This window comes from Clostridium paraputrificum, assembly GCF_900447045.1.
In the GTDB taxonomy this organism is placed as follows: domain Bacteria; phylum Bacillota; class Clostridia; order Clostridiales; family Clostridiaceae; genus Clostridium; species Clostridium paraputrificum.
Genome location: NZ_UAWH01000005.1, coordinates 15,073 through 28,125, shown reverse-complemented (window position 1 = coordinate 28,125; position 13,053 = coordinate 15,073). Strand labels below are relative to the sequence as shown.

General features: G+C 29.3%; 16 protein-coding genes. All 16 read right to left on the bottom strand.

Annotated elements, in window-relative coordinates; genetic code table 11:
• Positions 1 to 83 precede the first annotated feature (83 nt).
• The 16 genes from DR024_RS17930 to DR024_RS00195 all read right to left on the bottom strand — a co-directional run bounded on the left by DR024_RS17930 (position 84) and on the right by DR024_RS00195 (position 12,846).
• A complete protein-coding gene (locus DR024_RS17930; RefSeq protein WP_242983066.1) occupies positions 84 to 512 on the bottom strand; it encodes a PDZ domain-containing protein in 429 nt (142 codons plus the stop codon).
• Between the two features lie 25 nt (positions 513 to 537).
• Positions 538 to 1,377: a hypothetical protein gene (locus DR024_RS17925; protein WP_242983065.1), complete on the bottom strand. Its 840-nt coding sequence runs from the start codon at positions 1,375 to 1,377 to the stop codon at positions 538 to 540.
• 14 nt (positions 1,378 to 1,391) lie between these two features.
• A complete protein-coding gene (locus DR024_RS00260) occupies positions 1,392 to 2,594 on the bottom strand; it encodes a S41 family peptidase (RefSeq protein WP_242829695.1) in 1,203 nt (400 codons plus the stop codon).
• A gap of 96 nt (positions 2,595 to 2,690) precedes the next feature.
• On the bottom strand, positions 2,691 to 3,581 hold the full coding sequence (gene ftsX / locus DR024_RS00255) for a permease-like cell division protein FtsX (RefSeq protein ID WP_027097273.1): 891 nt from the start codon (positions 3,579 to 3,581) through the stop codon (positions 2,691 to 2,693).
• On the bottom strand, positions 3,571 to 4,257 hold the full coding sequence (ftsE, locus tag DR024_RS00250; RefSeq protein ID WP_027097274.1) for a cell division ATP-binding protein FtsE: 687 nt from the start codon (positions 4,255 to 4,257) through the stop codon (positions 3,571 to 3,573). Before ftsE ends, ftsX begins: the two co-directional genes overlap by 11 nt.
• 163 nt (positions 4,258 to 4,420) lie before the next feature.
• The gene (locus tag DR024_RS00245) at positions 4,421 to 5,275 is read right to left on the bottom strand and encodes a YitT family protein (RefSeq protein ID WP_055254543.1); all 855 of its coding nucleotides are present in this window, start codon (positions 5,273 to 5,275) and stop codon (positions 4,421 to 4,423) included.
• Between the two features lie 114 nt (positions 5,276 to 5,389).
• On the bottom strand, positions 5,390 to 6,334 hold the full coding sequence (locus DR024_RS00240; RefSeq protein WP_055184863.1) for a transketolase family protein: 945 nt from the start codon (positions 6,332 to 6,334) through the stop codon (positions 5,390 to 5,392).
• The gene (locus DR024_RS00235; protein WP_055184866.1) at positions 6,334 to 7,158 is read right to left on the bottom strand and encodes a transketolase; all 825 of its coding nucleotides are present in this window, start codon (positions 7,156 to 7,158) and stop codon (positions 6,334 to 6,336) included. Before DR024_RS00235 ends, DR024_RS00240 begins: the two co-directional genes overlap by 1 nt.
• 251 nt (positions 7,159 to 7,409) lie before the next feature.
• Positions 7,410 to 7,763 carry a type II toxin-antitoxin system PemK/MazF family toxin gene (locus DR024_RS00230; protein ID WP_027099169.1) on the bottom strand — a complete coding sequence of 118 codons (354 nt, stop codon included), beginning with the start codon at positions 7,761 to 7,763 and terminating at the stop codon, positions 7,410 to 7,412.
• A gap of 8 nt (positions 7,764 to 7,771) precedes the next feature.
• A complete protein-coding gene (locus tag DR024_RS00225; protein WP_027099168.1) occupies positions 7,772 to 8,002 on the bottom strand; it encodes a hypothetical protein in 231 nt (76 codons plus the stop codon).
• Between the two features lie 122 nt (positions 8,003 to 8,124).
• Complete coding sequence (locus DR024_RS00220) at positions 8,125 to 8,754, bottom strand: germination lipoprotein GerS-related protein (RefSeq protein WP_027099167.1); 630 nt, start codon at positions 8,752 to 8,754, stop codon at positions 8,125 to 8,127.
• 58 nt (positions 8,755 to 8,812) lie between these two features.
• Complete coding sequence (locus tag DR024_RS00215) at positions 8,813 to 10,315, bottom strand: NAD(P)H-hydrate dehydratase (RefSeq protein ID WP_055185294.1); 1,503 nt, start codon at positions 10,313 to 10,315, stop codon at positions 8,813 to 8,815.
• A 3-nt stretch (positions 10,316 to 10,318) separates the two neighbouring features.
• Positions 10,319 to 10,696, bottom strand: coding sequence for a holo-ACP synthase (gene acpS, locus DR024_RS00210; RefSeq protein ID WP_065254616.1), 378 nt, complete (start codon positions 10,694 to 10,696; stop codon positions 10,319 to 10,321).
• Positions 10,697 to 10,726: 30 nt separating this feature from the next.
• The gene (locus DR024_RS00205; RefSeq protein ID WP_027099164.1) at positions 10,727 to 11,053 is read right to left on the bottom strand and encodes a DUF6514 family protein; all 327 of its coding nucleotides are present in this window, start codon (positions 11,051 to 11,053) and stop codon (positions 10,727 to 10,729) included.
• A 390-nt stretch (positions 11,054 to 11,443) separates the two neighbouring features.
• Positions 11,444 to 11,803: a single-stranded DNA-binding protein gene (locus tag DR024_RS00200; RefSeq protein WP_027099163.1), complete on the bottom strand. Its 360-nt coding sequence runs from the start codon at positions 11,801 to 11,803 to the stop codon at positions 11,444 to 11,446.
• Positions 11,804 to 12,006: 203 nt separating this feature from the next.
• Positions 12,007 to 12,846 (bottom strand): YihY/virulence factor BrkB family protein, encoded by an 840-nt coding sequence (locus DR024_RS00195; protein ID WP_065254617.1) that lies wholly within the window; start codon positions 12,844 to 12,846, stop codon positions 12,007 to 12,009.
• Positions 12,847 to 13,053: the final 207 nt, after the last annotated feature.

The window sequence follows — 13,053 nt, the reverse complement described above, 5'->3', positions numbered from 1 at the left end:
ACTTAAGGTAAGGAAAATATAAAATTATTATCCTTAAATTTATATTTTCCTAGATGTTAAAAAGGATATAAAATGAATTTATATCATTTTATATCCTTTCTCTTTTCTTTTATTTTCTCTAATACTTCAGAAAACTTCTTATCTTCAAAAGCCACAACTTTATCACTTTGCACCACTTTAGGTACTAAAACAGCACCTAAGTTATTATTTCTTTGTGGTTTTAATGTAATCTCTTTTCCATTACCATTCATATCTAAAATTTTTACATTTATATCATATATACTACTTCTAACCATCTTATATATTTCCGTTACATCATCTATACTCTGATCATTAAGAGATACAATTTTATCCCCAACTCGTATCCCAGCCTCATAGGCTATAGAATAAGGAACTACTTCTAATACAGATATACCATCTTCATCACTAACAAATATAGCTTCTCTTTTTTCTTCCATCTTCTTTTGCAACATTAACATTCCTTCATGAGCTAAAGGAGCAAAAATTAACACTACAACCTCTCCAACTAATCCAAACCTAGCTAACTGAGATACAATGGTTAGGATTATTCCATATATTAATATAGAAATTCCAGAAGAAAGAACTTTCTTTTTTTTTCTTCTGCGTAAAGGTAACAGAAGAATAACCTAAAACTCCAAAAAACGGAATTAGTCCTAATATCATTGTATTTATAACATTTAATATGTCATTTGTTCTGAGTATAGGCCACCAACTTGGTGTTGATATACTTTCTGCTCCTGCTGTTGATCCCATAGATGTAGCTGCATATGCAATAAAAATAGCTACAGGTAATACCCAAGATCTATTTAAAGCATATCCACCTGAAATCCTGCCTCCTTTATTCGAAAAAACAGGAATGGCACCCTTTTCTCCATCTAACATTACCAAAATAGACTCTACTATATGAAGAACTCCAACAAAAACCATTAATGACATTATATCTATTCTTAATATTTTTACTCCATCAGTAGTTGTTATATTAAAATAAGTAAAAATTAAACTAACTAATCCAAGAATAGATGCAGAGTAAGAAAAACATACAAATCTTGGTTTTATAAACATTAACAATATAGAAATCATAAATAAAATTTCTATTCCAGAATTCTCTTTAAAAACAATTCCTAAATGACTTAATATTAAACTAGCTATAACGCCCGCCAAAATTCCTAAAACTATTTGAGATAAAGTAAGCTCTAAAGCAGAGTTTACTTTATCTCCTATAATCATCTGCTGCATAGCAGTTACTTTCTTATTCTTCATATAAAACATTACGCCTAAAAGAATTAATATTAACATTAATGAGGGCTCAACTATAACATATGCCACCGATCTTAATGTATACATAATTAGATTCATAAGTTTTGCTCCTCCTATTTTATCATGTCTTTTATCACTTCAATGCCCTTTTGTAATTGAGGATCTGTATCTTTACTATAATCTTTATTAACATCTTCTTCAGTTAACTTAACTTCATAATCAGGTATAATCCCTTTTTTATTTATATCTTCTCCCTTTGGAGTGTAATACTTAGAAACAGTTACCTTTAAGCCACCTATGCCACTTTTAAGTTCAAAAGGAAGTTGAACTACCCCTTTCCCAAATGTAGTGGTTCCAACAGTTACAGCTGCATTATAGTCCTTTAAAGCACCTGTAACGACTTCAGATGCACTTGCTGTACCTCCGTCTGTTAATATCACAAGAGGCAATCCTATTGCAACTCCTCCCTCAGATTTACTTATTTCCTTACTTTCATATTTATCAATTCTATAAGTAATAACTTCACCCTTAGGAATAAATTGTGATGCAATATTTATTGCTTCTACTAGATAGCCTCCACCATTTCCTCTAAGATCTAATATTAACCCTTTCATTCCTTTTCCTTTAAGTTCTTCTAAAGCGTTAACAAAATCAATTGAAACATCTTTATTGAAAGTAGAAAGATTAATATATCCTATATTATTTTCTAACATTTCGTTCTTTACTGAAACAGTTTTTATAGTTTCTCTAGTTACATTAAACTCTAACTCTGTATCTTTTCTTCCTACTATAATATTTACTTGAGAATTTTCAGCACCTGTTATTAGTGCAACGGCTTTACTTTGGTCACTTCCAACCTCTTCACCATCAACCTTAAGAATTACATCTCCACCTTTAATTCCTACTTTTTCGGCAGGACCTCCAGAAATAGTTGAATCAACAACCACTTTATCATCCTCAAGCTTTACATATACTCCAATACCTTTAAACTCTCCTGAATTGGATTGCATAAACCTATCATATTCTTCTTTATTCATAAACACTGTATATGGATCATTAAGGGAACTTGTCATTCCCTTAATAGCTCCATCAACTAGCTTTTCTTGATCTATGTCTCCAACATATAGCTTCTCTAAATCTTCTTTTACTTCATATAAGCCCTTAAATTGTTCTACATCATCTGCATATTTTAATAAAGTTCCATATTTAGAACCATCTTTACCTATAACTATTCCATATCTAGTAATATAATTTCCCACAAAAAATGCTACTAATATTGATAATATAATCGCCAATGGTTTTATAATCTTTTTCATTTTATTATTTTTACTAGACTGGTACATCCAAACAACTTCCTTTCAATTCCAAAATACCTTTTCCCATAGTAAATATTTTATTCTTAATATTTATATTTATACTACCAAGAATTTCCTTAATGCTATGTAACTTGCAATTCCACCAACAGCAATTCCTCCTAAGGCAAACTGCCATGATAACATTGTTAACACATATGTAGGATTAATTAAACTAACCATAAGTATATTATTTGCAATAATACCAACACCAAATCTATATATAAAGTATACACCTATTACAGATAGTATTGCTCCTAATAATCCAATAACCATTCCTTCGATTATAAATGGCCATCTTATAAACCAATCTGTAGCACCTACAAATTTCATTATTCCAACTTCTCTTCTTCTTGAATAAACTGTTAGCTTTGTAGTGTTCATAATTAAGAATATTGATACTCCTATTAAAATTATAAATAATACTATACCAACAACTCTTACCACCTTAACAATACTATGTATTTGATTTATAACATCTTGTTGATTTCCTATACTCTCAACACCAGGAAGATCCTGAACCGCTTCACTTATAGCTTCTGCATAACTAGGGTCTGTAAGTCTTACTATATAAGAAGCTGGTAATGGATTATTTTTTAGTGTATATCCCTCTAATAAACCTGGGGTATCTTTCATCATATCTTCGAAATTTTTCAAAGCTTGTTCTCTTGACTCATATTCTATTTCTTTAACACCATCTTGTTCTCTTAACTTTACTTCTATTTCTCTTTGATCAATTAACTTTACATCATCTAATAAGTAAACTTTTAACTCTATCTTCGACTCTACTCCACCTATGGCCAAATTAGCATTTTTAGCTACTAAAGTAAAAATCCCTAATACTGAGAAAGTAATTAAAACAGTAATAACTGAAGCAAGACTTATAGTTTTATTCCTTCTTAAACTTTTAAATGCATCACTAATAAAATAATTAACTGTATTAATTTTCATCTTCGTACATACCTCTCTTTTCATCTCTTGCTATTTCTCCACCTTCAATAGCGATAACTCTCTTCTTCATAGTATCAACTATATCTTTAGCGTGAGTGGCCATTAAGATTGTAGTTCCAGCTTTATTTATATCATCTAATAAATCCATTATTTCTTTTGCAGTTTCTGGATCAAGGTTTCCAGTAGGTTCATCTGCAATTAATAACGATGGATTATTTACTATAGCTCTTGCTAATGAAACTCTTTGTTGTTCTCCTCCTGAAAGTTCATTTGGGAACATCTTATACTTATGAGAAAGCCCTACAAGAGATAATACCATTGGTACTCTTCTTCTAATTTCTTTTGGTGTGGCTTCAACAACTTTCATAGCAAAGGCTACATTCTCATATACATTTAGATTGGGAATTAATCTAAAGTCTTGAAATACCATTCCTATCTTTCTTCTAAAGTATGGCACATCATTTCTTGCCAACTTTGAAAGGTCTGTATTATTAACCACTACCTTTCCTGATGTAGGTTCAACTTCTTTTAATATCATTTTTATAAAAGTTGATTTACCAGCTCCAGACGGTCCAACCAAGAAAACGAATTCCCCCGATTCAATATTTATGCTAACATCTGAAAGAGCTTTTACATTATTATTATAAAGTTTTGAAATATTCTTAAATTCAATCATTCTAACACTCCTTAGTATATTAAGATATTTTTCGTTAAAATACCTGTCCATCTTACAATGCTATTATAGCATACACCTATGGTAGGATACATTATTCCCCTATATTCCTTTATTATATATTTTTTTTTACATTAATAAAATAGAAATATGATTTTATTTGTCATTAAATTTCTTCCATATCCTTGAATCCTTCTCCTAAAACTTCATGGGATGCTCTAACTGTTATAAACGCTTTGGGATCTATATCCTTAATTAACATCTTTAACTTTATAAAATCCGATCTTGATAATACAGAATATATAACCTTAAGTTCTTGACCTGTATAAGCTCCCTCACCCTTTAAATAAGTACATCCTCTATATAGTTCTTCCAATATAAATTTGCTAATCTCCTCTACTTTATCACTCATTATCATAACTTCTTTACTAGCATTAAATCCATCTATAAAATTATCTACTGCTATTCCAAGAATTATAACACTGAGCATAGAGTAAAATCCTATATCTAATCCAAAAGTTACTGCTGCACCAAAAGTTATTAATATATCTACTATTAACAAGCTAGTGCCTATATTTAAATGAAAAAATTTATTTAATATTTTTGCTAATATATCTGTTCCTCCTGTCGAAGAATTATTGTTAAAAACTATTGCCATACCAAAAGCAGATATAATCGTTCCGAATATAGTTGCAATAATTAAATCCTGTGTTATTGCATATGGCGAAAAATATTCTTCTATTATCCACATAATTACTGATAATCCTAAACTTGCATATATAGTTTTACCACCAAAATTCCCACCTATAACCATAAATGCTACAGCAAAGAGAACTATATTTACTATCAAAGTTATACTTCCCACACTTATTACTGGTATATAGTTGTTGACTACTATTGCTAAACCAGTCACACCACCCGCTGCAAGATTATTAGGCGCAAAAAAGTATTCTACAGAAATAGCTACAAGTATTATTCCTAATGTTATTAGACCGTACTCCCTAAGTAATTTTTTACTCATATTATCCTCCTCCAACTATAATTACTAATATAATTATAATTCCTCTGACAGATTAATAATATCCCTATATAACAAAAAGAACACCTTTCGGTGTTCTTTTTATTATCTACTAATCTATTTTTTTAATTCTAAAGCTTTTTTTACTTTATTAACTATATCTTTTGAAGTTAATCCGTACTTTTCTAATAACTCATTTGGCTTTCCACTTTCCCCAAATGTATCCTTAACACCAACTCTTAAAACAGGTACTGGACACTTTTCTGAAACAACTTCTGCTACTGCTGATCCTAGTCCACCTATTATACTATGCTCTTCAGCTGTCACTATAACTCCAGTTTCCTTTGCAGCTTTTATTATTAATTCTTCATCTATCGGCTTAATAGTATGTATGTTAATAACCCTTGCATTTATTCCTTCTTTAGCTAATTCTTCTTTTGCTTCTAATGCAGCTTCAACCATTATTCCTGTTGCTATTATTGCTACATCATTTCCTTCAGCTAAAGTTATTCCCTTACCTATTACAAAGTTATAGTTTGTTTCATCATTAACTCTTGAAACTGCCATTCTACCAAGTCTTACATAGCAAGGTCCTTCCATTTCTGCAACTGCCTTTATTGCAGCTTCTGTTTCTATATCGTCTGCTGGATTTATAACTACCATATTAGGTACACTTCTCATTAAAGATATATCTTCAATAGCTTGGTGAGATGCTCCATCTTCTCCAACTGTTAAACCAGCATGAGTTGCACATACCTTTACATTTAATTTAGGATAACATATTGAGTTTCTTATTTGTTCAAAAGCTCTTCCTGCTGCAAACATTGCAAAAGTACTTACAAAAGGTACCTTACCACAAGTTGAAAGTCCTGCTGCAACTCCCATCATGTTTCCTTCTGCTATTCCCATATTAAAGAATCTTTCAGGAGCTACTACCTTAAAATCTGCAGTCTTTGTTGACTTTGAAAGGTCTGCATCTAATACTACTACGTTCTCATTTGTATTAGCTAATGCTGCTAATGCTTTACCATAAGCTTCTCTAGTTGCAATCTTCTTACTCATTATATTTCTCCTCCTAATTCCTTAACTGCTACTTCACATTGTTCCTTGCTTGGAGCTGTTCCATGCCATGAAGCCTCATTTTCCATAAATGAAACTCCCTTTCCTTTAACTGTGTTACAAATTATTGCTGTTGGCTCACCTTTATGGTTTTTTGCTTTTTCTATAGCACCTAAAATTTCATCATAGTTATGTCCATCTATAACTAATACGTTCCAACCAAAAGCTTCAAATTTCTTATCTATTGGACATGGACTCATAACCTTAGTTATATCTCCATCTATTTGTAATCCATTAAAATCTATAAATATAGTTAAATTGTCTAAGTTATAATGAGCTGCACACATACTAGCTTCCCACACTTGACCTTCTTCTAATTCTCCATCTCCAAGTAATGCATATACTCTATAGTCTTTTTTATCTACTTTACCTGCTAAAGCCATTCCTACTGCTGCTGAAATACCTTGACCTAATGAACCAGTTGACATATCTATTCCTGGTAGATCATTCATGTTAGGATGCCCTTGTAGATCTGAACCAATCTTTCTTAATGTCATTAATTCTTTAGGATCAAAGAATCCTCTTCTTGCTAATGCACTATATAGTACTGGAGCTGCATGACCTTTTGATAAAACAAATCTATCTCTATTTTCATCCTTCGGATTTTCAGGATTAATATTTAGTTCATTAAAAAATAGTGTAGTAACTATATCTGCTGCTGAAAGTGAACCACCTGGATGACCTGATGCTGATTCTGTTAACATTTCTACTATGTCTTTTCTAATTTGCTTAGAAATTTGGATTAATTCCTCTTTGTTTTTTTTCATGATACGTCCTCCTAGAAAATTTAAAATAATTATAGACTTTATTTTTCCCTATTTAATTAAGATTATTGTAACACACTTTTTAATCTTTTGCTATTCTATTTAATCATTTATGTTAACTTTTTCGTATCTAAGCAAGCATTTAGTATATACTATTTAATTAATATGTTTTCTTTTATCCTTAAATAATACTATATTTTCTGTTTTACAACATAATAAAAGGTACTGAAGATTATCCTTCAATACCTTTTTGTTTAATCTAAACTTAAACTAATTAATAAAGCTTTATTTACTTTTTCCATATCACTATCTGTCATATGTCCTATTTTCTCTTTTAATCTTCTCTTATCTAATGTTCTAATTTGTTCAAGTAAAACAACTGAATCTCTATTTAAACCATATTCTTCAGAAGATATTTCTACATGTGTAGGAAGCTTAGCTTTATTAATTTGTGATGTAATAGCAGCAACAATAACAGTTGGGCTATATCTATTACCAATATCATTTTGCATAATGATTACTGGTCTTATTCCACCCTGTTCTGATCCTATTACAGGACTTAAGTCAGCGTAGAATATATCCCCTCTTTTTACTAACATAGTCGTCATTTGAAAAATCACACTCCGCAAAGCCATGTCTCATAATCACTTATTTCGTCAACACACTCTTCAGCTAATTCTAAGTTAATCTGTGACATTTCTATATATCCTCTCTTCATAACTTCTAACATTTGTGAGGAATCAACCTCATTAATATATACTATTAAATTCTCATCAAATAATTTACTATTATTTTTATGTTTCTTATCTTTTTTTAAAATATCATTATCTATTGACTCAAACGACATAATTCGGCCTCCTTAGCTAAGGATTCTATGTATACTAAAATTATATTTCAGTTTATGTCATATTGTCAAAGATAAAATCATATTTTTATACTTTTCTGTTAATTATATACTTATATTGTTGTTTAAAATAAATTTTTGTCTATTTCTTTTAAGTAATTGAACTCTTTATAAACTATATCTACTCTACTTTTCCCATCTTTATCATAAATTTTAGTTACTATAGGAGTCTTATCTTCTTTATTTATATAAATTTTAGCCGATGTCATATGATCATTTATATTAGACAAATTAACTTTTATCTCTAAGTACTGTATATCTCCCCACTCTTCAGCTCCTTCATTAATTTCCTCTATATCTCCACATAAAAGATTACTAACAAAAGACAAAGGATATAGGGAATCAAAGTCCTTTTCTAATTCATACTTTCCACCCTTATCTTGCATACTTATATAACCATCTTTATAAATTTTAATTCTATCTTGTCCAAATTCAATTCTCATGCCAACATCCTTGCAGTAATATATATTGGTATCCTCTTTGTATTCACCTTTTGAATTTTTTATCTTGTATTCAGCTTTAGATGTATAAGCCTTAGACTTTTTAATATATTCTATAATTTCTTCATTGGTTGGTGCATAATTATGCCTAAACCCAATAATAGCTATTATAGATATAAAAGGAATAAGTAATAATAGTAATAACAAGACTTTTCTCTCTTTAATTTTGTTCAATAAGTTCTTTTCACTCTTCATATTGCCTCCAAAGTTAATTATTCACTAATACTATTATTAAAACCTTAGAGAAAATATTCTAACTAATGACTGCTTCTTCTATTATTTTAGGTAGTTCTTCTATTATATCTGTAGCAGAAATACTATATTTATCCTTACTAAGTTTATCTCCAGCTAAGCCGTGTATGTAACAAGCTAATATAGACGCTTTAAATCTATTCATACCTTGACCTATAAAAGATGCTATTATTCCAGTAAGGCAATCTCCCATACCTCCAGATGCCATCTTACTATTACCAGTATAATTAATTACAACGTCATCACCATTTGTAATTATTGTATTATACCCCTTCAATACAACTATAACATCATGTTGCAGAGCATAGCTTTTTGCTAAATTTACCCTATCCTTTTTTATTTCTTCTATACTATACCCAGATAACCTACTAAACTCTCCAAAGTGAGGTGTTATTACTGCTCTATTTTTCACAAAAGATAGTAACTCTTTATGATTGTCAAGTATATTTAAAGCATCAGCATCTAATATTATAGGAATCTCAGTTTCCTTTATGCATCTCTTTAAAATATCATACTTATCATCACTTACACCTAATCCTGGGCCACATGCAATAACATTACAAGTTTTAAGTAAATTTTTAATTCGGCCTTGCTCTTCATAATTAACAGTCATTGCTTCAATTAATTTATTTGATAATACTTGTTGTGTATTTAAGTCTGTCAAAAGTGAAACTAATCCAGCTCCGCTTCTTACAACAGCTTCAGTACAAATATACGCTGCTCCTGAATAACCTGGACTACCTCCTATCAATAGAACTTTTCCGTAATCTCCTTTATGTCCCCAAACCTTTCTTATGGGAATCATTTTTTTATATTCATACTTATGTAAAAACGAAACTTTCTCATTAAACTTTTCTTTTACGAAGTTAGGAATTCCTATATATACAACTTTTACTTTCCCTAAATATTCAAAAGCATCATATCTAACAAAACCTTTTTTTATATTTTCTATAGTATAAGTTTCATTAGCCTTTATTGCTATTCCTAATACCTCTCCAGAATTACTATCTATTCCAGAAGGAATATCTACAGAAATAACATATTTAGAATATGTATTTATTGATTCTATAACCTTATAAATAACGCCCTCAATTATTCTATTTAATCCTATACCAAGTATAGAATCTAAAACAATATCTGAATTTTTTATATCATCTATAAGCTCTTTATCAAAATCACTGTCCTTATTAATTTCTTTTATTTCTATATTTAACTTTTTTATAATATTAATATTTGTAACAAATTCCAGACTTTTTTTTGTACCACAATTTACAACAACAATTTTTACACCCTTACCTAATAAAAAAAGCTTTCTTGCTATTACTAATCCATCGCCACCATTATTACCTACACCACAAAATATAATATATTTATCTCCCTTGGATTTTATTGATTCAAAAATCTTTTCTCCTGCGTTCTCCATAAGAACTATACTAGGGATTCCAATAGTATTTATAGTATATTCGTCAATTAACTTAGCTGTCTGCCTTGATACCACATACATTAATTATGTCATCTCCTCCCAGATAGCAAAAGCAATTGCATTCTCATTTGTATGAGATATAGATACATGTATTGAATAATCTTCTTTAATAGAAATAAATTCTTTTACTTTATCACTTATATTTACAATAGGTTGTCCCATCTCACTCCTTAATATTTCTATATCTAACAATCCAAATCCCCTTATTCCAGTTCCCATTGCCTTACTAATAGCTTCTTTAGCAGCAAAATTTCCTGCAATAGTTTCTAAATTGTTGTTCCTACTTTTAAAATACTTTCTTTCCTCTTCAGTAAAAACCTTTTCTAAAAACATAGGAGTTCGTTTAATTGCTGTCCCTATTCTACCTACTTGGACTATATCTGTTCCTACACCTCTAATCATTTGCCACCTCCAATCAATATTTTACTATTATTAAAGCATATTAACCATCTTTTTAGATTCTTCAAAATCCCCTACCCATTTATCAACATACTCACCTATAATATCTATTAAATGTATTGGAGATACTTCATTTTTATAAAGCAAATTAAGTAAACCTTTAACTTTATGACGTTGAGTTGATATATACTTAACTCCATCTTCTACTCTATTAATAATAGCTCCATCTTTTATATCTACTCTCTCAACCTTTATTCCATATGCTTGTACATTATTAAGGCTTTCCTTAGTAAGACTATAAGTATACTTCATTTCTATATCGTTTATTGATCTTGTAATTATAAGTTTTTCTAATACCATATATATTACCTCCTAAGTCTTAAAACAATTATTATTGTTAAGTAGATGTTATCATAACAATTGTTAGAATATTGTCAAACCATGAAGTCCTAATAAAAAAACAATTATATATTTATTTACATAAAACACCTTTTTACTTGCTTCTTCTATTACTATTAACAAGTGTAACCTCTTTTTTATCCAATTAATTAATACATATTGTCGAAAAAAAGTTATTTACCCACTAAATATTAAATAAATAATAAATTTTAATATATATTTTGTATAAAAAGAAAGAAGAGCAAAAAAGCTCTTCTTTCCTTACCCTACCATAGTTGATTTTGTATACGTTACCACACATATTATAAGTATACCATATTTCATAAGTTATTCAACTATATTTAAACTTTCTTATTCTCCTGTGGCATGATCCATATTATTTTCTTCTGTACGCCTACCCCCAACAAATTTAAAATCTTCTGCTACTACCTCAGCAAGGTACTTCTTATTACCGTCTCTATCCTCATAACTACCAGTTCTTAATCTTCCACTTAGGCTAATATAACTTCCCTTTTTCATATACTTACATATAACCTCAGCCTTTTTTCCCCATACTGTAACTGGAATCAAATCAGCTTTTCTTGTGCCGTCAGCAGACTTAAAATTTCTATCTACTGCTATAATGAATTTTGTAAATGACTTATCTCCGTTTTCTAATTCTCTTAGTTCAGGATCTCTTATAAGTCTCCCTAATAATACTATTTTATTCATACTAACACCTCCTGAATATTTTCTTTTATAATACTTGACAACTAATTCCACTAATATTCATCTTGTGTCAATATTTTTTAGCATTCTACCATTACTGAAAAAAAAATAAACTTATATGTTAAATATGTTAAAACCATCAAAATATTAACTAAGATAGTAGCCTCCTAAAAAAACAAAAAAAGAAACTACTAAATTGTAGCTTCTTAATTATTTTTTCTACCCTTTTCCAATACAGAATTAATTTCTACTCCTAAAATAAATATTATAGCCATTAAAAATAACCATATCATTAATATAAAGACTGCTGCTAATCCCCCGTATAATCGTGAATAGTTTCCAAAGTTATTAATGTAAAATGAAAATACTAGAGAAAATATTATCCATCCAAATGTACTAAACACGGCTCCTGGAATAGTATTTTTCCAGGGAACTCTCTTACATGGAGTATACCTATATATAGTTGCAAAGACTAATATTAGTACTACTAATATTACTCCATATCTAACTATATTCCATATAAAAGCCATTAACCCATTTAGTGGTAATAATGCAACTAAATAATCTCCTATTATTTTACCAAAAACCAATAATGTTAAGGTTAATATAATTGTAATCGCAAGAACTATTGTACTTAAATAAGATATAACAGATCTTGTTATATATGATCTTTTATCATTTAGGTTATATGCCTTGTTTATTCCTTTTATAACTGCCCTAAAACCAGAAGAAGCTGTCCAAATTGTTAACAAAACTGATACCCCTAATAATCCTGCATTTTGTGAACTTATTATTTCACTAACAGTAGATTGAATAAGTTCAAATACACTTGTAGGAAGTAACACACTTATGCCATATAATACTTGCTCTGGATTTGGTTTTATAAACCCTATTAAAGTAATTAAAAAAATCAAAAAAGGAAAAAAGGATAATACCAAATAGTATGCTAATTGTGATGCTAAAGAAAATATATCATCTCTTTTTGACTTAACTATTAAATGTATAAACAAATCCATCTTTGACATAGTATACTTTTCTTTTTTCATAATCTCACCATTTCAATTCTTTTATTTTATTCTATTAATACTTTCTATATCTTATGTTCTCACTTCAAGAAGTAATTATGTATTTACAAATAAATTAGGAGAGCATTTCTCTATACTCTCCCAAGATTAGTCCATTATTATCATTATAATTTTATCACATAGTTTAAAATTTATATACCTGTTTTATTCTTGTATGTACTATAGTAT